18 protein-coding genes and 1 pseudogene are annotated in these 20,889 nt (G+C 71.8%); 11 read left to right on the top strand and 8 right to left on the bottom strand.

The features are described 5' to 3' along the window. Positions 1-13: 13 nt before the first annotated feature. Genes ACFY9S_RS28675 through ACFY9S_RS28665 form a run of 3 tightly spaced genes read right to left on the bottom strand, consistent with a single transcriptional unit; the run spans position 14 to position 3,571 of the window. On the bottom strand, positions 14-1,024 hold the full coding sequence (locus ACFY9S_RS28675; RefSeq protein ID WP_391133650.1) for an ABC transporter permease: 1,011 nt from the start codon (positions 1,022-1,024) through the stop codon (positions 14-16). Next, a complete protein-coding gene (locus tag ACFY9S_RS28670; RefSeq protein ID WP_391133647.1) occupies positions 1,017-2,057 on the bottom strand; it encodes an ABC transporter permease in 1,041 nt (346 codons plus the stop codon). Before ACFY9S_RS28670 ends, ACFY9S_RS28675 begins: the two co-directional genes overlap by 8 nt. Next, positions 2,054-3,571 (bottom strand): ATP-binding cassette domain-containing protein, encoded by a 1,518-nt coding sequence (locus ACFY9S_RS28665; protein ID WP_391133645.1) that lies wholly within the window; start codon positions 3,569-3,571, stop codon positions 2,054-2,056. The genes ACFY9S_RS28670 and ACFY9S_RS28665 overlap by 4 nt, the downstream gene beginning before the upstream one ends. Positions 3,572-3,831: 260 nt before the next feature. On the opposite strand from ACFY9S_RS28665, the gene rhaI reads away from it, so the two are divergent. From rhaI to ACFY9S_RS28625, 8 genes are all read left to right on the top strand, one after another. Continuing rightward, positions 3,832-4,992 (top strand): L-rhamnose isomerase, encoded by a 1,161-nt coding sequence (gene rhaI / locus ACFY9S_RS28660; protein ID WP_391133642.1) that lies wholly within the window; start codon positions 3,832-3,834, stop codon positions 4,990-4,992. Positions 4,993-5,106: 114 nt separating this feature from the next. Then, complete coding sequence (locus ACFY9S_RS28655) at positions 5,107-7,146, top strand: bifunctional aldolase/short-chain dehydrogenase (RefSeq protein ID WP_391133639.1); 2,040 nt, start codon at positions 5,107-5,109, stop codon at positions 7,144-7,146. Continuing rightward, positions 7,143-8,588: an FGGY-family carbohydrate kinase gene (locus ACFY9S_RS28650; protein WP_391133636.1), complete on the top strand. Its 1,446-nt coding sequence runs from the start codon at positions 7,143-7,145 to the stop codon at positions 8,586-8,588. Before ACFY9S_RS28655 ends, ACFY9S_RS28650 begins: the two co-directional genes overlap by 4 nt. Before the next feature lie 105 nt (positions 8,589-8,693). Then, the gene (locus tag ACFY9S_RS28645; RefSeq protein ID WP_391133633.1) at positions 8,694-9,449 is read left to right on the top strand and encodes a heterodisulfide reductase-related iron-sulfur binding cluster; all 756 of its coding nucleotides are present in this window, start codon (positions 8,694-8,696) and stop codon (positions 9,447-9,449) included. After that, entirely contained in the window at positions 9,446-10,933 is a 1,488-nt protein-coding gene (locus ACFY9S_RS28640) for a LutB/LldF family L-lactate oxidation iron-sulfur protein (protein WP_391133630.1), read from the top strand. Before ACFY9S_RS28645 ends, ACFY9S_RS28640 begins: the two co-directional genes overlap by 4 nt. Beyond that, a complete protein-coding gene (locus ACFY9S_RS28635; RefSeq protein WP_391133627.1) occupies positions 10,930-11,580 on the top strand; it encodes an LUD domain-containing protein in 651 nt (216 codons plus the stop codon). Before ACFY9S_RS28640 ends, ACFY9S_RS28635 begins: the two co-directional genes overlap by 4 nt. Before the next feature lie 174 nt (positions 11,581-11,754). Then, a complete protein-coding gene (locus ACFY9S_RS28630; protein ID WP_391133624.1) occupies positions 11,755-12,612 on the top strand; it encodes an AAA family ATPase in 858 nt (285 codons plus the stop codon). After that, positions 12,609-13,967, top strand: a complete 1,359-nt coding sequence (locus ACFY9S_RS28625; protein ID WP_391133621.1) for a VWA domain-containing protein — start codon at positions 12,609-12,611, stop codon at positions 13,965-13,967. The genes ACFY9S_RS28630 and ACFY9S_RS28625 overlap by 4 nt, the downstream gene beginning before the upstream one ends. A 65-nt stretch (positions 13,968-14,032) precedes the next feature. Here ACFY9S_RS28625 and ACFY9S_RS28620 read toward each other — a convergent pair. The 4 genes and pseudogenes from ACFY9S_RS28620 to ACFY9S_RS28605 all read right to left on the bottom strand — a co-directional run. Continuing rightward, positions 14,033-14,215 (bottom strand): annotated as a pseudogene (locus ACFY9S_RS28620) (short-chain dehydrogenase); the annotation flags it as partial. A gap of 72 nt (positions 14,216-14,287) precedes the next feature. Further along, entirely contained in the window at positions 14,288-14,647 is a 360-nt protein-coding gene (locus ACFY9S_RS28615) for a cupin domain-containing protein (RefSeq protein WP_391133618.1), read from the bottom strand. 60 nt (positions 14,648-14,707) lie between these two features. Then, positions 14,708-15,685 (bottom strand): pyridoxal-phosphate dependent enzyme, encoded by a 978-nt coding sequence (locus tag ACFY9S_RS28610; RefSeq protein ID WP_391133615.1) that lies wholly within the window; start codon positions 15,683-15,685, stop codon positions 14,708-14,710. After that, positions 15,682-16,362 carry a PAS domain-containing protein gene (locus ACFY9S_RS28605; protein WP_391133612.1) on the bottom strand — a complete coding sequence of 227 codons (681 nt, stop codon included), beginning with the start codon at positions 16,360-16,362 and terminating at the stop codon, positions 15,682-15,684. The genes ACFY9S_RS28610 and ACFY9S_RS28605 overlap by 4 nt, the downstream gene beginning before the upstream one ends. A gap of 181 nt (positions 16,363-16,543) precedes the next feature. Between ACFY9S_RS28605 and ACFY9S_RS28600 the strand changes: the two genes are divergently transcribed. Genes ACFY9S_RS28600 through ACFY9S_RS28590 form a run of 3 tightly spaced genes read left to right on the top strand, consistent with a single transcriptional unit; the run spans position 16,544 to position 19,184 of the window. Further along, complete coding sequence (locus tag ACFY9S_RS28600) at positions 16,544-17,464, top strand: metal ABC transporter solute-binding protein, Zn/Mn family (RefSeq protein ID WP_391133609.1); 921 nt, start codon at positions 16,544-16,546, stop codon at positions 17,462-17,464. Further along, positions 17,461-18,306, top strand: a complete 846-nt coding sequence (locus tag ACFY9S_RS28595; protein WP_391133606.1) for an ATP-binding cassette domain-containing protein — start codon at positions 17,461-17,463, stop codon at positions 18,304-18,306. The genes ACFY9S_RS28600 and ACFY9S_RS28595 overlap by 4 nt, the downstream gene beginning before the upstream one ends. Next, positions 18,303-19,184, top strand: a complete 882-nt coding sequence (locus ACFY9S_RS28590) for a metal ABC transporter permease (protein WP_391133603.1) — start codon at positions 18,303-18,305, stop codon at positions 19,182-19,184. The genes ACFY9S_RS28595 and ACFY9S_RS28590 overlap by 4 nt, the downstream gene beginning before the upstream one ends. Positions 19,185-19,191: 7 nt before the next feature. Here the strand turns inward: ACFY9S_RS28590 and ACFY9S_RS28585 are convergent, their stop codons facing one another. Further along, positions 19,192-20,889: an amidohydrolase family protein gene (locus ACFY9S_RS28585; RefSeq protein ID WP_391133600.1), complete on the bottom strand. Its 1,698-nt coding sequence runs from the start codon at positions 20,887-20,889 to the stop codon at positions 19,192-19,194.

The raw sequence follows: 20,889 nt of genomic DNA, 5'->3' as shown, positions 1-20,889 counted from the left end.
AGGAAGGGCTGGGTTACGAGGTGGGAGTCGAGGCGGCTCTGCGGCCCGCCCGCGCTTGGGAGATCTGCCGCAGGACCCGGGGGCCCAGCACGGACAGAACGAGCAGGACGCCGGTGACGACGATCTGGGACTGGGCGGACACGTCCTGGAGGCTCATCACGTTCTGCAGCGCGCCGAGGAGGAACACCCCGGCGATCGCACCGCCCAACGTGCCCTTGCCGCCGTCGAAGTCGATGCCGCCGAGCAGAACGGCGGCCACGACGGACAGTTCGAGGCCGGTGGCGTTGTCGTAGCGGGCGCTGGCGTAGTGCAGCGCCCAGAAGATGCCGGTCAGGGAGGCCATCAGACCGGTCAGGGTGAAAAGGATCAGCTTCTGCCGCTTGACCCGGATGCCGGCGAACCGGGCGGCCTCCTCGTTCGCCCCGATCGCGAACAGCGACCGCCCGAACGGCGTGGCGTGCAGGGCGACCACGGCGATGGCGAGGAGGACGAGGAACGGCAGGAGGGCGTACGGCACGAACGTGTCGCCGATGCGCCCGGACGCGAAGTCCAGGTACTGGACCGGGAAGTCGGTCACCGCGTCGGACCCGAGCACGATCTGCGCGATGCCCCGGTAGGCGGCGAGCGTGCCGATGGTGACGGCGAGGGACGGCAGCCCCAGCCTGGTCACCAGCAGCCCGTTGACCAGCCCGCACACGACACCGAGCAGCAGACAGACCGGGATGATCGCCTCGATGGTCATCCCCTGGTTCCACAGGGCGCCCATCACGGCACCGGACAGACCGGCCGTGGAGGCGACCGACAGGTCGATCTCACCGGATACGACCAGCAGCGTCATCGGCAGTGCGATCAGCGCGATCGGCAGCGTGTTGCCGATCAGGAACGACAGGTTGAGCGCGTTGCCGAACCCGTCGACGAAGCCGAAGGAGAACAGCAGGACCACGACGAGCAGTGCGCCGACGGCGGAATCCCACCTCTTCAGGCCGGACCAGCCGGCCGCCCGGCTCAGGGAGATGTCAGCCATGGCGGGCGTTCCTCTTCTTCAGGGCGGAGGCCACGCGCAGCGCGACGATCCGGTCGACCGCGATGGCGAGGATGAGCAGGATGCCGTTGATGGCGAGCACCCAGACGGAGCTGACGCCGAGGGCGGGCAGCACACTGTTGATGGAGGTCAGCAGCAGCGCCCCGAGGGCCGCGCCGTAGACGCTGCCGGAGCCGCCGGTGAAGACGACCCCGCCGACGACGACCGCGCTGACGACGGTGAGTTCGTAGCCGTTGCCGGTGCCGGAGTCGACGTTGCCGAACCGGGCGAGGTACATCGCGCCTGCGAGTCCGGCGAGGGCGCCGCAGAAGGTGTACGCGGCGAGGATCCGCTTGCGGACGGGGATGCCGGCGAGGCGCGCCGCCTCGGGGTTGGAGCCGAGCGCGTACAGCTCGCGGCCGCTGGCGAAGTGCCTGAGGTAGTAGGCGGTGGCGATGAGCACGGCCAGTGCGATCAGCGCCAGGTACGGGACCGCCGCGATGCCGCCGGAGCCGAAGTCGACGAATCCGCCGGGCAGATCGGCCGCGGTGATCTGCCGGGAGCCGACCCAGATGGAGTCGATGCCCCGGATGATGTAGAGCGTGCCGAGGGTGACGACGAGCGCCGGCACCTGGCCGAGGCTGACGAGCAGTCCGTTGAGCAGTCCGAAGCCGATGCCGAACAGCACGGCCAGCGCGATCGCCACGACGGGGTTGCCGCCGCCCTGGAGGTAGACACCGGCGGCGAACGCGCTGATGCCGAGGGTGGATCCGACGGACAGGTCGACGTTGCGGGTGATGACGACGAGGGACTGGCCGGTGGCGACGAGGACCAGGATGGTCGCGTTGAGCAGCAGGTCCTTGATGCCCTGCTCGGACAGGAACTCGCTGTTGCCGGCCTGGGTGACGCCGATCATCACCAGGAAGACGAGCAGGATGGCGAGTTCACGCATCTTGAAGACGCGGTCGACCAGCCGGGTGCCGCTCGACTTGGGCACGTCGGCCACGGGGGCTTCTTGCGGGGTGACGACCGTCATGCGGCGGCCCTCCCGGTGGCTGCGGCCATCACGGTTTCCTCGGTGGCGTCGGTGCGGGGGATCTCGGCGGTGAGGCGGCCCTCGTGCATCACCAGCACGCGGTCGGCCATGCCGAGGATCTCGGGCAGGTCGGAGGAGATCATCAGGACGGCCACGCCGTCGGCGGCCAGCTGGGACAGCAGGCGGTGCACCTCGGCCTTGGTGCCGACGTCGATGCCGCGGGTGGGCTCGTCGACGATCAGCACCTTCGGGCCGGTGGCCAGCCACTTGGCGAGCACGACCTTCTGCTGGTTGCCGCCGGAGAGCGTGTTGACGGTGTCGGCGATCCTGGCGTACTTGACCTGGAGCTTGACGGCCCAGTCGAGGGAGCGGCTGCGCTCGGCGCCGCGGTCCATGAGTCCGGCCTTCACCGTCGTGCGGAGCCCGGTCAGCCCGATGTTCCGCTCGATGGACATGTCCATCACCAGGCCCTGGGCGCGCCGGTCCTCGGGGACCAGGGCGACTCCGGCGGCCATGGCGGTGGACGGTGCCCCCTTGACCAGGGCCTTGCCGTGGACGGAGACCTCACCGGCGTCCCAGCGGTCGATGCCGAAGACGGCCCGGGCGACCTCCGTGCGCCCGGCGCCGACGAGTCCGGCCAGGCCGACGATCTCGCCGTGCCGGACGTCGAAGGAGACGTCGGTGAAGACGCCTTCGCGGGTCAGCCGGCGCACGCTGAGGGCGACCTCGCCCGGCTCGACCTCCTGCTTGGGGTACAGCTCGTCGAGGTCGCGGCCGACCATGCGGCGCACGAGGTCGTCCTCGGTCATGCCCTCCAGGGGTTCGCTGGCGATCCAGGCGCCGTCGCGCAGGGTGGTGACCCGCCGGCAGATCTCGAAGATCTCCTCCAGCCGGTGGGAGATGAACAGCACGGCGGCGCCCTGGTCGCGCAGGGTGCGCACGACGCCGAAGAGGCGGGCGACCTCGCTGCCGGTGAGGGCGGCCGTCGGCTCGTCCATGATCAGGACCCGGGCGTCGAAGGAGAGCGCCTTGGCGATCTCGACGATCTGCTGGTCGGCGATGGACAGACCGCGGGCGGGCCGGTCGGGGTCGAGTTCGACACCGAGGCGCTCCATCAGGGCGGCCGTCGCGTTGTGGGTGGCCTTGTGGTCGATCCGGCCGAGGGCGCGGCGCGGCTGGCGGCCCATGTAGATGTTCTCGGCGATCGACAGGTCGGGGAAGAGCGTGGGCTCCTGGTAGATGACGGCGATGCCGGCGTCGCGGGCGTCGCCGGGGCCGTGGAAGGCGACGGGCGCACCGTCGAGCAGCACCTGGCCGGCGTCCGGGCGGTGCACCCCGGCGAGGGTCTTGATGAGGGTGGACTTGCCGGCGCCGTTCTCACCGGCGAGTGCGTGCACCTCCCCGGGGAACAGCTCCAGGGAGACGTCCCGCAGTGCGCGGACCGCGCCGAAGGACTTGGAGACGTCCTTCAGGGCGAGAACCGGGGCCGGACCCGTGGTGGACGGGTGGGTCATGAGGGCTCCTCGACGACGCCGGCGGGTCGGCCCTCTCGGCGTCGTGAAAGGTTTCAACTGGGTTGCCGGGACCGTAGGCGGGCCGCGCATGTCACGTCAATGGGTTCCGGTCGAAAAATTTCGAGGACAGAAGGTCACGCATGAGTCACGGGGAACCGCCTTGGCCGGAGGGGTTGACACCCCTTCGGGAGACCCATAGCTTCGCGTCCTGAATCGTTTCATTCAGTGGTCGTAACGACCCGATGTCACAGGAGCCTGACGTGACCGAGCTCGCCGCGGCGAAGGCCGCTCTCAAGACACAGGCCGTCGAGACGCCGTCGTGGGCCTACGGGAACTCGGGCACGCGGTTCAAGGTGTTCGCGCAGCAGGGTGTGCCGCGCACCCCGTTCGAGAAGCTGGACGACGCGGCCAAGGTGCACGAGTTCACCGGCGTCGCCCCGACGGTGGCCCTGCACATCCCGTGGGACAAGGTCGACGACTACGCGGCGCTGGCCAAGCACGCCGAGCAGCGCGGGGTGAAGCTCGGCGCGATCAACTCCAACACCTTCCAGGACGACGACTACAAGCTCGGGAGCATCTGCCATCCGGAGGCCTCCGTGCGGCGCAAGGCCGTGGATCATCTGCTGGAGTGCGTCGACATCATGGATGCGACGGGCTCGGCGGATCTGAAGCTGTGGTTCGCCGACGGGACGAACTATCCCGGCCAGGACGACATCCGGGGGCGGCAGGACCGGCTGGCCGAGGGGCTGGCCGAGGTCTACGAGCGGCTCGGGGACGGGCAGCGGATGCTGCTGGAGTACAAGTTCTTCGAGCCGGCGTTCTACACGACGGACGTCCCGGACTGGGGCACGGCGTACGCGCACTGTCTGAAGCTCGGACCGAAGGCACAGGTCGTCGTCGACACCGGGCATCACGCGCCGGGGACCAACATCGAGTTCATCGTGGCGACGCTGTTGCGTGAGGGGAAGCTCGGGGGGTTCGACTTCAACTCGCGGTTCTACGCGGATGACGACCTCATGGTCGGGGCGGCGGATCCGTTCCAGCTGTTCCGGATCATGTACGAGGTCGTGCGGGGCGGTGGGCTGTCGGCCGACGTCGCGTTCATGCTCGACCAGTGCCACAACATCGAGGCGAAGATCCCGGCGATCATCCGGTCGGTGATGAACGTGCAGGAGGCCACGGCGAAGGCGCTGCTGGTCGACGGTGACGCGTTGCAGGCCGCGCAGCGCGGTGGTGATGTGCTGGAGGCCAATGCCGTGGTGATGGACGCGTACAACACGGATGTGCGGCCGCTGCTGCGGGAGGTGCGGGAGGAGATGGGGCTGGACCCCGAGCCTCTCGCGGCCTATCGGCACTCCGGTTGGGCCGAGAAGATCGTCGCCGAGCGCGTGGGTGGGCAGCAGGCGGGGTGGGGTGCGTAGGCGTCTGCCGAGATCTGTTGACAGCGGAGTGCGGGTTGTCTGTGGTTGATCGCGCAGTTCCCCGCGCCCCCAGAAGAAGGCACCTCACCCCCTCTCTTTCGAAAAGGAACTGTCATGGCCACCCATCCCGAAGCTGACGCCCTCCTCGCCCGGTCGCACCGGCTCGGGGCCGATCCCCGGAACACGAACTACGCGGGGGGCAACGCCTCCGCCAAGGGCACCGAGACCGATCCGGTCACCGGCGGTGACGTCGAGCTGATGTGGGTCAAGGGGTCCGGTGGGGATCTCGGGACGCTGACCGAGGCGGGGCTGGCCGTGCTGCGGCTGGACCGGATGCGGGCACTCGTCGAGGTGTATCCGGGGGTCGAGCGTGAGGACGAGATGGTCGCCGCGTTCGACTACTGCCTGCACGGCAAGGGCGGGGCCGCTCCCTCCATCGACACCGCGATGCACGGGCTGGTCGAGGCCGCGCACGTCGATCATCTCCACCCGGACTCGGGGATCGCGCTCGCCTGTGCCGCCGACGGGGAGAAGCTGACCGCCGAGTGCTTCGGGGACAGCGTGGTGTGGGTGCCGTGGCGGCGGCCCGGATTCCAGCTCGGGCTGGACATCGCCGCCGTGAAGAAGGCCAATCCGCAGGCTGTCGGGTGTGTTCTCGGCGGACACGGGATCACCGCCTGGGGTGACAGCTCCGAGGAGTGCGAGCGGAACTCGCTGCACATCATCCGGACCGCCGAGCGGTTCCTCGCCGAGCGGGGGAAGCCCGAGCCCTTCGGCCCGGTGATCGAGGGGTACGCGGCACTGGGCGCCGATGAACGCCGGGAGCGGGCCGCCGCCCTCGCGCCGTACGTGCGCGCCCTCGCCTCCCAGGACCGGCCCCAGGTGGGGCACTTCAACGACTGCGAGGTCGTCCTCGACTTCCTCGCGAGCGCGGAACACCCGCGGCTGGCCGCGCTGGGGACCTCCTGCCCCGACCACTTCCTGCGCACCAAGGTCCGGCCGCTGGTGCTGGACCTGCCGCCGGGCGCGCCGCTCGACGAGGCGATCGCCCGGCTGAAGGAGCTGCACGCCGAGTACCGCGAGGAGTACGCCGCCTACTACCGGCGGCACGCCGAGCCCGGATCCCCCGCCATGCGCGGCGCCGACCCGGCGATCGTGCTGGTGCCGGGTGTGGGCATGTTCTCGTTCGGCAAGGACAAGCAGACCGCCCGGGTCGCGGGCGAGTTCTACGTCAACGCCGTCAACGTGATGCGCGGGGCCGAGGCCGTGTCCACGTACGCGCCGATCGAGGAGTCGGAGAAGTTCCGGATCGAGTACTGGGCGCTGGAGGAGGCCAAGCTTCAGCGGATGCCGAAGCCCAAGGCACTGGCGACCCGGGTGGCGCTGGTGACGGGTGCCGGGAGCGGGATCGGCAAGGCCATCGCGCACCGGCTCGTGGCCGACGGGGCGTGTGTCGTCGTCGCCGACCTGAACGGTGAGAACGCCGCCGCCGTCGCCGAGGAGCTGGGCGGGCCGGACAAGGCCGTGGCCGTGACGGTGGACGTCACCTCCGAGGAGCAGATCGCCGAGGCGTTCCGGGCGGCGGTGCTGGCCTTCGGCGGAGTGGACCTCGTCGTCAACAACGCGGGCATCTCGATCTCCAAGCCGCTGCTGGAGACCTCCGCCAAGGACTGGGACCTCCAGCACGACATCATGGCGCGCGGGTCCTTCCTCGTGTCGCGGGAGGCCGCCCGGGTGATGATCGCCCAGGAGCTGGGAGGTGACATCGTCTACATCGCCTCGAAGAACGCCGTGTTCGCCGGCCCCAACAACATCGCCTACTCCGCCACCAAGGCCGACCAGGCGCACCAGGTGCGGCTGCTCGCCGCCGAGCTGGGCGAGCACGGCATCCGCGTCAACGGGGTCAACCCGGACGGCGTCGTGCGGGGGTCGGGGATCTTCGCCGGCGGATGGGGGGCCAAGCGGGCCGCCGTGTACGGGGTGGAGGAGGAGAAGCTGGGTGAGTTCTACGCCCAGCGCACCATCCTCAAGCGCGAGGTGCTGCCGGAGCATGTCGCGGCCGCCGTCTTCGCGCTGACCGGCGGAGACCTCACGCACACGACCGGGCTGCACATCCCCGTCGACGCCGGCGTCGCGGCCGCCTTCCTGCGATGAGCGCCGTGAAGTCGTACGCCGCGGTCGACCTCGGCGCGTCCAGCGGGCGCGTCATGGTCGGCCGCGTCGGCCCGGACAGCCTGGAGCTCGCCGAGGCGCACCGCTTCCCCAACCGCCCCGTCCGGGTGCCCGAGGGACTGCGCTGGGACGTGCTCGGGCTGTACGCCGGAGTGCTGGACGGGTTGCGGGCCGCGGGGCAGGTCGACTCCGTCGGCATCGACAGCTGGGCCGTGGACTACGGGCTGCTGGACGCGGACGGTGCGCTCCTCGGCAATCCGGTGCACTACCGGGACCCCCGGACCGAGGGGGTCGCGGAGAAGGTGTGGGCGACCGTGCCCGCCGCGGAGCTGTACGCCGCGACCGGGTTGCAGTACGCGCCCTTCAACACCCTGTACCAGCTCACCGCCGCCCGCTCCACGGCCCTGCTCGCCCAGGCCCGGCGGCTGCTGCTGATGCCGGACCTGCTGACGTACTGGCTGACCGGCGAGCAGGGCACGGAGCTGACCAACGCGTCCACGACCCAGCTGATCGACCCCGGGACGCGCGACTGGGCGTACGACGTCGCCTCCCGGCTCGGCATCGACCTGGGGCTGTTCGCACCACTGCGGCGACCCGGCGACCCGGCGGGACTGCTGCGCGACGAGGTGCTGGAGGAGACCGGGCTGACCTGGCCCGTGCCGGTGACGGCCGTCGGGTCGCACGACACCGCCTCGGCGGTGGCAGCCGTACCCGCCTCGGACGAACGGTTCGCCTACATCTGCACGGGCACCTGGTCGCTGGCCGGGCTGGAGCTGGACGCGCCGGTGCTGACCGAGGAGAGCCGGGCGGCCAACTTCACCAACGAGCTGGGACTGGACGGCACCGTCCGCTACCTGCGCAACATCATGGGGCTCTGGCTGCTCCAGGAGTGCGTGCGGGCCTGGGGCGAGACGGATCTGGGCGCGCTGCTGCTGGAGGCGTCCAAGGCTCCGGCGCTGCGGTCGGTCGTGGACGCGGGGGACGCGGCGTTCCTCGCGCCAGGGCGGATGCCGGAGCGGATCGCCGAGGCGTGCCGCGGCACGGGGCAGCCCGTGCCCGGGACGCCGGCCGAGGTGACGCGGTGCATCCTCGACTCCCTGGCGCTCGCCCACCGCAAGGCCGTCCAGGACGCCCAGCGGCTCGCGGGACACGCGGTCGACGTCGTGCACGTGGTCGGAGGCGGCACGCGCAACGCCCTGCTGTGCCAGCTGACGGCCGACGCGTGCGGGCTGCCGGTGGTGTCCGGGCCGACCGAGGCCGCCGCGCTGGGGAACGTCCTCGTGCAGGCGCGGGCGCACGGGCTGGTCGGTGACCTGCCCGGGATGCGGCGGCTGCTCGTGAACACCCAGCCGCTCACGCGGTACGAGCCCCGGGGCGGGACCGAGCGGTGGCGTGCCGCGCAGGCCCGGCTCGCCGGGACCTGACGGGGTCTCCCCTGCTCCCCGTCGCCCTACCGCTCCCCCACTACGCTGAACGCGTGGTGGGAGGGGCCCCAGCACTCATCCGATGACCGACCCCGAGGAGCCGCGATGCGTGTCGCCCTGTTCCTGACCTGTGTCAACGACACGCTCTATCCGGACACCGGGCGCGCCGTGGTGAAGCTGCTGACCAGGCTGGGCGTCGACGTCGACTTCCCGATGGCGCAGACCTGCTGCGGGCAGGCGCACTACAACACCGGATACCGCCATGAGGCCGAGCCGCTCGCCCGGCGTTTCTCCGATGTCTTCGCCGAGTACGAGGCGATCGTGACACCGTCCGGGTCGTGCGGGGCGATGGTGCGGGAGCTGTATCCGCGGATGGGCGAGCGGGCCCGGGCCGAAGGGCGTGGCGACGCCCTGGCGACCACGCTGGCGCCGGTGGTGCCCAAGACGTACGAGCTGACGGAGTTCCTGGTCGACGTGCTGGGCGTGACGGACGTCGGGGCGTACTACCCGCGCACGGTGACCTACCACCCGACCTGCCACGGGCTGCGCGGACTCGGTCTCGGGGACCGGCCGCGGCGACTGCTCCAGGCGGTGAAGGGGCTGGAGCTCGTCGAGCTGCCGGGGGCCGACGAGTGCTGCGGGTTCGGCGGCACCTTCGCGCTGAAGAACTCCGACGTCTCGGCGGCGATGGGCGCGGACAAGGTGCGCAACGCCGAGTCGACGGGCGCCGAGGTGCTGTGCGCGGCCGACAACTCCTGCCTGATGCACATCGGCGGGACGATGGCCCGGCTGCGGACCGGCATGCGGCCGGTGCACATCGCGGAGATCCTGGCGAGCACGGAGGAGGAACCGGCCGTATGAGCGGGACGTATCTCGGGATGCCGGCGTTTCCGGAGGCCGCGCGGGAGGCCGTGGGGGACACGACCCTGCGCGGCAATCTGCGGCACGCCACGCACACCATCCGCGCCAAGCGGGCGAAGGCCGTCACGGAGGTGTCCGACTGGGCCGAGCTGCGCGAGGCGGGCAAGCGGATCAAGGACCACACGCTGCGGTACCTCGACCGCTACCTGGAACAGTTGGAGGAGTCGGTCACGGCGGCGGGCGGCATCGTCCACTGGGCCGCCGACGCGGCCGAGGCCAACGAGATCGTCACCCGGCTGGTGAAGACGACCGGTGAGACGGAGGTCGTCAAGGTCAAGTCGATGGCCACGCAGGAGATCGGGCTCAACGAGGCGCTGGAGGCCGAGGGCATCCGCGCCTACGAGACCGATCTCGCCGAGCTGATCGTGCAGCTGGGCAAGGACCGGCCCTCGCACATCCTGGTCCCGGCCATCCACCGCAACCGGGGCGAGATCCGGGACATCTTCGCCCGTGAGATGGGCGAGTGGGGCCGGCCCGCTCCCGAGGGTCTGACCGACACACCGGCCGAACTCGCCGAGGCCGCCCGGCTGCACCTGCGGGAGAAGTTCCTGAGGGCCAAGGTCGGTATCTCGGGTGCCAACTTCATGGTCGCCGAGACGGGCACGCTCGTGGTCGTGGAGTCCGAGGGCAACGGCCGGATGTGCCTGACCCTGCCCGAGACGCTGATCTCGGTCGTGGGCATCGAGAAGATCGTGCCGACGTGGCGGGACCTGGAGGTGTTCCTGCAGACCCTCCCCCGCTCCTCCACGGCCGAGCGCATGAACCCCTACACCTCGACGTGGACCGGCACGACCGACTCCGGGACGGCGGACGGGCCGAGCACCTTCCATCTGGTGCTGCTGGACAACGGCCGTACCGACACCCTCGCCGACGAGGTCGGCCGGCAGGCGCTGCGCTGCATCCGCTGCTCGGCGTGCCTCAACGTGTGCCCGGTGTACGAGCGGGCGGGCGGCCACGCCTACGGGTCGGTGTACCCGGGGCCGATCGGCGCGATCCTCAGCCCCCAGCTGCGGGGCACGGGCAGCGAGATCGACGCCTCGCTGCCGTACGCGTCCTCGCTGTGCGGGGCGTGCTACGACGTGTGCCCGGTCGCCATCGACATCCCGGAGGTGCTGGTGCATCTGCGGGAGCGGGTCGTGCAGGGCGGGGAGGTCACCCGCGAGGGCAACAAGGTGGTGCTGCGGCCGGCGAAGGGGCATGCCGCCGAGCGGGCCGCGATGCGGGCGGCCCGCTGGGCGTTCACGCACCCGGGCGCGCTGCGCACGGGCCAGCGCGCCGCCTCCCGGTCCCGCCGCTTCCATCCCCGGACGCTGCCGGGCCCGGGCAGGGCCTGGAGCGCGACCCGGGATCTGCCGCCGGTGCCCGCCGAGCCGTTCCGCGACTGGTGGCAGCGGACTCGTGGTGGGAAGGACGGGGACAGGTGAACAGCAGGGAACGGATCCTGGGACGGGTGCGGCGCGCGCTGGCGGACGCGCCGGCCGAGGACGAGCCGATCGCGCGGGACTATCTGCGCGAGCACGGGCGGCGGACCGTCGCGGAGACGGTGGAGCTGCTCGCCGAGAATCTGGCCGACTACCGGGCGGTCGTGCATCGCTGCACGGACGAGGAGTTGCCGGACGTGCTCACGCGGCTCCTGGCGGAACGGGGCGCGCGATCCGTGCTGGTGCCGCCCGGGCTGCCACCGCGCTGGCTCGGGGCGGTCGACGCGACACGCGTCCCCGACCGGGCCGTGAGCACGCCGCACGAACTCGACCGGGTCGACAGCGTCGTCACCGGGTGTGCCGTCGCCATCGCCGAGACCGGCACGATCGTGCTGGACGGCTCGCCCGACCAGGGCCGCCGCCGGATCACCCTCGTCCCCGACCACCACATCTGCGTCGTCCGGGTGCCGGACCAGGTCGTGTCGTCCGTGCCCCAGGGGCTCGAACGCCTCGACCCGGCGCGCCCGTTGACGTGGATCTCCGGGCCGTCGGCGACCAGTGACATCGAGCTGGACCGGGTCGAGGGGGTGCACGGGCCGCGCACGCTGGAGGTGGTGCTGGTCGGTCAGGGCAGGACCGGGGCGACGTAGCCGCCGTCGACCCGCAGGGCACCCACGTGGCCGCCGAGGCGAGGTCGGAGGCGAGGTGGACGACCATGGCGGTTTTACCGCCTGCCCGCCCGGGAACCCCGTGACAGCGCGGGTGAACAAGCGCTTAGATAGTGCCTTGTCCGTCCGTACGACGCCGCCGTCCTGGAGGCCCCGTTGTTCAGATCCGTCGACGACGTCTCCGCGCGCCTCGCCGAGACCGGCTACCTCGCCTCGCCCGCCGTCGCCACGACCGTCTTCCTCGCCGACCGCCTCGGCAAGCCGCTCCTGGTGGAGGGCCCGGCCGGCGTCGGCAAGACCGAGCTCGCCAAGGCCGTCGCCGAGGTCGCCGGCGCACGGCTGGTCCGCCTCCAGTGCTACGAGGGGGTGGACGAGTCCCGCGCCCTGTACGAGTGGAACCACGCCAAGCAGCTCCTGCGCATCAGCGCGGGCCGCGACGAGACGTGGGACGAGGCCCGTACCGACATCTTCAGCGAGGAGTTCCTGCTCACCAGGCCGCTGCTGACCGCGATCCGGGGCGACGACCCGAAGGTCCTGCTGATCGACGAGACCGACAAGGCGGACGTCGAGGTGGAGGGCCTGCTGCTGGAGGTGCTCAGCGACTTCCAGGTGACCGTCCCCGAACTGGGCACCATCACGGCGACGCGCCGGCCTTTCGTCGTCCTCACCTCCAACGCCAGCAGGGAGCTGTCCGAGGCGCTGCGCCGCCGCTGTCTCTTCCTGCACATCGGCTTCCCGGACGAGGAGCTGGAGCGCCGGATCGTACGGCTGAAGGTGCCCGGCCTCGACGAGGCGCTGGCCCGCTCGGTCGTCCGGGTCGTGGGCGCGCTGCGGGCGATGGACCTGCGCAAGGTGCCCTCGGTCGCCGAGACCGTCGACTGGGCGCACACCCTGCTCGCGCTCGGGGCGGACTCGCTGGACGAGACGGTCGTGCGGGCGACGCTCGGTGTGCTCCTCAAGCACCAGGACGACGTCCTCAAGGCGTCCGCCAAACTCGACCTGGACGCCCTGTGACGACGCCGGCGGGCGTCGTCGAGCGGCTGACGTCCCTGGTCGGGGCGTTGCGCGCGCACGGCGTGCGGATCGGCACAGGCGAGAGCGTCGACGCGGCGCGGGCGATCGGGGAACTGGGCCTCGCGGACCGGGAGCTGCTGCGCGAGGGTCTGGCGGCGACACTGCTGCACGGGCCCGGGCAACGGCAGGTGTTCGACCAGGTCTTCGACCTCTACTTTCCCCGCGGTGTCGGTGGACCGGGGCGGCGGGCGGCGGGGCGGGAGGACCTGCGGGACCGGCTGGCCGACGCCCTGGCCGCCGACGACCGGGAGATGCTGGGCCGGCTGGCGATCGAGGCGGTCGACGGTTTCGGCGGCTACGGTTCCTCGCCGGAGTCGGACGGCTGGTCGTCGTACCAGACGCTCGAACGGCTGCGGCCACAGACGCTGCTGGCCCGGGTGCGCGACAACGTCCGGGGGCAGGGCGGGAACGCGGGGTTCGCGGACCGGCTGCTGGAGGACGAGATCCGGCGGCGCGTCGACACCTTCCGGGCCATGGTGGCGGCCGAGGCGCGGCGGCGGGTCGCCGAGCGGCGCGGCCGGGACGAGATCGCCCGGCGGGCGGTGGCCCCGACCGCCGACCGGGTCGACTTCCTGTTCGCCGGGCAGGACCGGCTGGCCGAACTGCGCAGGACGGTGCAGCCGCTTGCCCGCAAGCTGGCGACCCGGCTTGCGGCCCGGCGCCGCCGTGCCTCCCGGGGCTCGATCGATCTGCGGCGGACCCTGCGCGGTTCGCTGTCGACGGGCGGGGTGCCGATGAAGCCGGTGCTGCGCCGACGGCGTCCCATGCGTCCCGAACTGGTGCTGCTGTGCGATGTGTCGGGGTCGGTCTCCGGCTTCTCCGACTTCACGATGCTGCTGGTGCAGGCGCTGCACGACCAGTTCAGCAAGGTGCGCGTGTTCGCGTTCGTCAACCGGATCGACGAGGTGACCGGGCTGCTGGAGCACGGCAGGGCCGACCCGGCGGGGCTGGGTGCGCGCATCCAGGAGGAGGCGGCGGTCACGGGCTATCACGGGAGCAGCGACTACGGCATGGCGCTGGGCGAGTTCGCCGAGCGGTACGCGGACGCGGTCGGCTCCCGCACGACCGTGTTCGTCCTCGGTGACGCCCGCACGAACTGGAGCGATCCCAACCTGCCCGCCGTGCGGCGGATCGCCGAGCGCGCCCGCCGCGTCCACTGGCTCAATCCGGAGCAGCGCTCCCGCTGGGGCACGGGCGACTCCGCCGCACCCGCCTACGCCGAGCTGGTCGAGATGCACGAGTGCCGCAACGCACGGCAGTTGAGCGCGCTGGTGGCACAACTGCTGCCGGTGTGATCAGAGGGATCGGACAGAGCGGCGCGGCGACCGAGCACGCTCAGGAGGAGTGCCGGGCGGGACCTGACCGGGGAGGCGTCGACCGCCTCCAGGGCGGGCGGCACCGCGTCGGGGTGCGTGACCGTGCGCGGCTCCCGGGCGGTGGCCTACACCTTGCGCGCGCCCCGCTCGTGCGGGGCCGCGACGAGTGCCCGTCCGATGCCGCGGCTGCCGCCGGTGACCAGGGCGACGGAACCTTCCTGGGGCACGAGGGAGAGGTTGAGGCGACGAACCGGCGCGGCAGGACCGGGCGCATCGCACCACGGCCCTGCGGAAACCGGCTAATCCTTCTTGGCGTAGTCCTTGGCCATGCTGCCCGCGAAGTCGTACACCACGCACTGCTCGTCGCCGACGACCCAGGCGTCGTGGCCGGGTGCGCAGACGAACACGTCGCCCGGGCCCACCTCGGTCTCCGCGCCGTCGTCCATGCGGATGTGCATACGGCCCGATACGACATAGCCGTTGTGATGGATCCGGCAGGTGTCCGTCCCGGCGATCGGGGCCACGGACTCGGACCAGCGCCAGCCCGGTTCGAAGGTGGCCACGGCGAAGTCCAGCCCCGTCATGTGGACGGCTTCCAGGTGGCCTCGGGGGTAGTCGCGCCGCTCGTCCGGCTTGTCGAGCGTCTTCACTTCCAGCATGACGCTCCTCCTCCGTGAGGGTTTGCCTCCATCGTCCGTCCGTGCGGCGGGGGGCGCCAATCAGGGGGCGCCGCCGCAGAGCTCGGCGAAGCGCGCCGCGTCGACGTTGCCACCGGAGATGATCACGCCGACCCTGCGCGGCAGCGCACCCGCCCGGGCATTGAGCAGGGCGGCCAGCGGGGTGGCGCCGCTCGGCTCGACGACGATCTTCAGGTGCTCGAAGGCGAACCGCATCGCGTGCCGGATCTCGTCGTCCGTGACCAGCACGACGTCGTCGAGGAGACGCCGGTTGACCGAGAAGGTCAGCTCGCCGGGGGTGTGCAGTGCCTGGCCGTCGGCGATGGTGCGCGGGACCGGGATGCTGATGCGCCGGCCCGCCTCCAGCGAACGCTTCGTGTCGTCCCCGGCCTCCGGCTCGACGCCGACGGTCCGGATACCGGGGTACAGGCCCTTGGCGGCCGTGGCGCTGCCGGCCATCAGCCCGCCGCCGCCGACCGGCGTCAGCAGCGCATCCAGCTCCCCCGCCTCTTCCAGCAGTTCGAGCGCGGCCGTGCCCTGTCCGGCCATGACGTGCGGATGCTCGTACGGCGGGATGAGGGCGAGACCGCGCTCGGCGGCGAGGGCCTCGGCGATGGCGATCCGGTCACCGGTGTAGCGGTCGTACGTGACGATCTCGGCGCCGTAGCCGGCGGTGGCGGCCCGCTTCGACGGCGGGGCGTCCTCCGGCATGACGATGACGGCGGCGGCGCCCAGCTCGCGGGCGGCCAGGGCGACGGCCTGGGCGTGATTGCCGGAGGAGTAGGCGGCGATGCCCCGGGACAGCTGCTCGGGGGTGAGGCGGGAGGCGGCGTTGTAGGCGCCGCGGAACTTGAAGGCGCCCACGCGCTGGAAGTTCTCGCACTTCAGGAAGATCTCGGCGCCGGCGAGCGCGTCCAGGGTGCGGGAGCGCAGCACGGGTGTGCGGTGGGCGACGCCCTTGAGCCGGGCGGCGGCGTCCCGGACGTCGTCCAGGGTGACCGGTGGGGTGGTGGTCGTCACGCGGATCCTCCGGTGGAAGTGTCGTGGGCCGCCCGGGCCCGGGACAGGTAGTTGTAGGCGGAGGCGCGCGAGATGCCGAGCCGGGCGGCGACCTGCTCGACGGCGCCGCGCACGGCGAAGACCCCCCGGGTGTCCAGGCCGCCGAACAGCTCCACGCGCTCCGCCCGGCCGAGCTCCGCCCAGCTGCCCCGCTGCCGCGACTGGTGGGCGTCGACGAGGGCGTCGACCACCGAGTCGATGTCGTTGCCGAAGGTGGTGGTCGGCAGCTCCGGCGGGGCGGCACCGAGCCCGGCGAGCGCGCCGAGCAGGTCGTGGACCCGGGCGACGGCGCTGACGTCCACGTTGACGCAGAGGGCGCCGAACACGGCTCCTGTGGAGTCGCGCAGCACCATCGTCGAGGACTTCACGAGCGTCCCGTCGCGGGTGCGGGTGACGTAGTTCAGTTCGTCGGCCGCCGCGTCGCCGCCGGCGAGGACGCGCATGCCGATCTCGCTCATCGCGCCGCCGACCGCCCGCCCGGTCACCGAACCGGCCACGGCGACCACCGACTTCTCCGGGTTCCGGTAGTCGTGCAGCACGACTTCGCAGACCGGCCCGAAGGTGGCGGCGAGGCCGTCCACGACCGGCGTCAGCGCAGCGAGGATCGCGTCCCGCTCGGCGTTCGTCCCGTTGCCCATACCGCCTCCTCTCACCTTCACCACTTTAGACCAGGGGTCCAGCACTTGGATAGACAGTCCAACCCACTCAACAGTTGGCAATGGTTTTCACATGGCTTGCACTCGAGACCGCTTCTGACATTCATTCCCATCTACCGTGATGCGTGCCGAACCCCCTGTGCACGCCCGTCCTGGAGGACCCATGTCCCTGTCCACGTCCCGCCGCCTCGCGCTGCTGACCGGCGCGTCCCTGGCCCTGCTCGCGGGCTGCGGCAACTCGTCGGACTCCGCCGACGCCCGGAGCGCGCCGGCCCGGGTGTCCGTGGTCGCCTCCACGAACGTCTGGGGCGACATCACCCGGCGCATAGGCGGCGACCGGGTCGACGTCACCTCGGTCATCGCCGACCCCGACCAGGACCCCCACTCCTACGAGGCCGACCCCCAGAACCAGCTGGCCCTGTCCAAGGCGAAGGTCGTCGTCGAGAACGGCGGCGGCTACGACGACTTCGTCGACCGCATGCTGAAGAGCGGGCACAACGACTCCGCCCAGGTGATCAACGCGGTCGAGGTGTCCGGCAGGACCGCGCCCGAGGGCGGGGAACTCAACGAGCACGTCTGGTACGACTTCCCCACCGTCGCCAAGGTCGCCGACCGGGTCTCCGCCGCCCTCGCGAAGGCCGACCCGGCCGACGCCGGCGCCTTCGGGAAGAACGCCGCCGCCTTCAAGGCGAAGCTCGCGCCGCTGGAGACCGAGGAGGCGCGGATCAAGAAGGCGCACGGCGGTGGGGGCGTCGCCATCACCGAACCCGTGCCGCTGTACATGACCGAGGCGAGCGGCCTGGTGAACCGGACGCCGGCGCGGTTCAGCGAGGCGATCGAGGAGGGCGACGACGTCTCCCCGCGTGTCCTCCAGGAGAGCCTCGCCCTGTTCAGCGGCAAGAAGGTGAAGGTCCTCGTCTACAACGCGCAGACCTCCGGCCCGCAGACCGAGAAGGCCGAGTCGGCGGCCGAGGCGGCAGGCATCCCCGTCGTGCCCGTGACGGAGACCCTGCCGAAGGGCAAGGACTACATCGGCTGGATGACCGGCAACCTCGACGCGCTCGCGAGCGCGCTGGCCAAGTGACCCCGACGCCCCGGCAGGACGGCACGCCGGTCGTCGCCCTGCGTGCGGCCGCCCTGTCCTACGGCGAGCGCGAGGTGTGGAGCGGTCTCGATCTGGACGTACGGCCCGGGGAGTTCCTGGCCGTGCTGGGCCCCAACGGTGCGGGCAAGACCAGCTTCCTACGGGCCCTGCTGGGCCGTCAGCCGCTGTCCGCGGGCACGCTGACGGTCCTCGGCCGGCCCGCGCGCCAGGCCGCCCGGCACATCGGATACGTCCCGCAGCAGGCGGCGCTGTCCGCGCAGGCGATGCTGCGCGCCCGCGACCTCGTCCGGTTCGGCATCGACGGCCACCGTTTCGGTCCGCGGCTGCGCACCGGTCCGGTCCGCCGCCGGGTGGACGAGATCCTGGAGTCGGTCGGCGCCTCGGCCTACGCCGACGCCCCGCTCGGCATGCTCTCCGGCGGCGAACGGCAGCGCGTGCGCATCGGGCAGGCCCTGGCGACCGACCCACGCCTCCTGCTGTGCGACGAGCCCCTGCTGTCGCTCGACCTGAACCACCAGCGGGCCGTCACCGAGCTGATCGACGCCCGGCGCCGCTCCCGCGGCACGGCGGTGGTGTTCGTGACGCACGAGATCAACCCGGTGCTGGGCCTGGTCGACCGGGTGCTCTACCTGGCCCGCGGCGCTCACCGCGTCGGTACCCCGGACGAGGTGCTGACCTCCGGGTCACTGTCCCGCCTCTACGGCACGCGGGTCGACGTGGTCCGCGTCCGAGGCCGGGTGGTGGTGGCGGGAGCGCCCGACGATACGTCCGTCCCGCCGCACCACGCCGAACCTCTGGAGACGGACGGAGTGCGCTCATGACACTCGCCGACGGGATCTGGCACCAGATCTTCGACTTCACCGACTACGGCGAACTCCTCGCCCTGGTCCGCAACTCCCTCGTCGCCGGCGTGGCGCTGGGTCTGGTGGGCGGGCTGGCCGGGGTGTTCGTCCTGATGCGGGATCTGCCGTTCGCGGTGCACGGCATCAGCGAGCTGTCCTTCGCGGGCGCGTCAGCGGCACTGCTGCTGGACACGAACATCGTGGCGGGCTCGATCGTCGGTTCGCTCCTCGCGGCAGGCGCCATCGGCGTCCTCGGGACACGGGCCCGGGACCGCAACTCGGTGATCGGCATCATCATGCCGTTCGGCCTGGGACTCGGCGTGCTCTTCCTCGCCCTCTACAAGGGCCGGGCGGCCAACAAGTTCGGGTTGCTCACCGGGCAGATCGTGGCCGTGGACACCCCGCAGATGTCGTGGCTGCTCGGCACCTCCGCCCTGGTGCTGGTGGCCCTGGCGGTCATGTGGCGTCCGCTCGCCTTCGCCAGCACCGATCCGGACGTGGCTCAGGCCCGCGGGGTGCCGGTGCGTGGGCTGTCCTTCGCGTTCATGCTGGTCCTCGGGCTCGCGGTCGCCCTGTCGGTACAGATCGTCGGCGCGCTGCTGGTGCTCTCCCTCGTCGTCACCCCGGCCGCGGCGGCCGCCCGCGTCACCGCCTCGCCCGTGCTGCTGCCCGCGCTGAGCGTGCTGTTCGCCGTGGCCTCGATCGAGGGCGGCATCCTGCTGGCCCTGGGCAGCAGCGTCCCCATCAGCCCCTACGTCACGACCATCTCCTTCACGATCTACGCGGTGTGCAGGGTGGCCGGCCGCTACCGGAACCGGCGGTGGGGGGCGCGGCGGACAGCGGTGCGAACCACTTGAGCAGGCCTCACCGTTCGAAGACGACCTGCCCGTCGAAGACCGTGAGATCCACCCGCATCCGGGTGACGTCGTGCGGGTCGAGACCGAGCAGCGGCCCGTCCAGGACGCACAGGTCGGCGGCCCGGCCCGGTTCGAGGGTGCCCTTCCAGCCGTCGGCGAAGTCCTGCCAGGCGGCGGTGGACGTGTAGGCCCGCAGGGCGTCGGCGAGGGGCACGCACTGCTCGGGGCCGCTCGGGCGACCGCTGGCCTTGGACTCGCGCAGCATCATCGAGGCCACACCCTGACGCCAGTCGGGCTCGGTGATCGGCGCGTCGGAGCTGGCGCAGACCCGTACCCCGGCGTCGAGCGCGGAGCGCACCGGCCACTGGTAGGCGGAGCGCTCGGGGCCGACGACCTCGTCCATCAGGTCCGAGATGGTCCACTTGATGGCGGGGTTCATGTTGACGCCGTAACCGTGCGCGGCGAGCTTGGCGAGGCTGTCCGGGCTGATGAAGTCGCCGTGGATCACGTAGTGGCGGGCGTCGGGGCGGGGGGCGGCCGAGTTCGCGGCGAGGAAGGCGTCCACCACGAGGTCGATGGCCCGGTCGCCGGTGACGTGCACGCCGAGCTGGAAGCCGGCCTCGTGGCCGAGCCTGATCATCTCGCGCAGTTCGTGCACCTGGAGTGCGGGCGTGTCGCCGTGCACGCACAGGGCGCCGTGGCCGCCGTCCGGGTACGGCTCGCTCATCCAGGCCGTGCGGTTGGGCGGCACTCCGTCGGCGAAGATCTTCACGCCGATGGCCCGCAGCAGCCTGGGGTCGGCCGACTCGGGGCGGTGCAGTTCGGCCAGTCCCTTGCGGACGTCGTCGGCGGAGCCGCCCATGGGGGCGGGCAGGAGCAGGACGCTGACGCGGGCCTGGAGCTCTCCGCTCGCGGCGAGGTCGGCGTAGGCGGTCCAGTTGTCGGTGCTCAGACCGCCGAAGAGGGAGCCGGCGCCGCCTGGGCCGAGGCCGGGCTCGGTGTAGCTGGTGATGCCGCGGGAGTGCAGTTCACGGATCACGCCCTGGATGGCCCGGCGACGCTGGGCCTGGGTCGGCGCGGGCAGTTCGGCCTGGACGAGCCGCCCGGCGGACTCGCGCAGGATGCCGGTCGGCCGGCCGTCGGGGTCGTGGTCGATGACACCGCCGGGCGGGGCCGGGGTGTCCGCGTCGATGCCGCAGCGCCGCAGGGCTTCGGAGTTGACCCACACCATGTGCGAAGAGAAGTCGGTCAGGCAGACCGGGTGATCGGGTGCCACCGCGTCCAGGTCCCGCCGGTGCGGGAAGCGGCCGGGGTCGGCGAGGCACTCGGCGAGGTAGCCGGGGTCCCAGCCCAGGCCGATGACCCAGTCGCCTTCCGGGGTCTCGTGTGCCGCCCGGCCGACGACCGCCGCGATGTCGGCGACGGAACCGACCGACGGATGGCCGACGTCGAGGGCGAACGGCGGTTTCGTCATGCCGTAGGCGGCTCCGTGCAGATGCGAGTCGTTGATGCCGGGCAGCACGGTCCGGCCGCCCAGTTCGACGATCCGGGTGCCGGGCCCGGCCAGGGCGCGCATCTCCGCGTCGCTGCCGACGGCCAGGATGTCCCGGCCGCGCACGGCCACGCCTTCGGCGACGGAGAACCCGGCGTCGACGGTGAGGACCTGACCGCCGGTGAGAACGAGCGTGGGAGCGGTGTCGCTCAC

Origin of the sequence: Streptomyces sp. NPDC012474 (assembly GCF_042955185.1) — a bacterium.
GTDB lineage: Bacteria > Actinomycetota > Actinomycetes > Streptomycetales > Streptomycetaceae > Streptomyces > Streptomyces cahuitamycinicus.
Note: the sequence above shows the minus strand (reverse complement) of the source record. Positions and strands in the feature narration are given on the sequence as shown.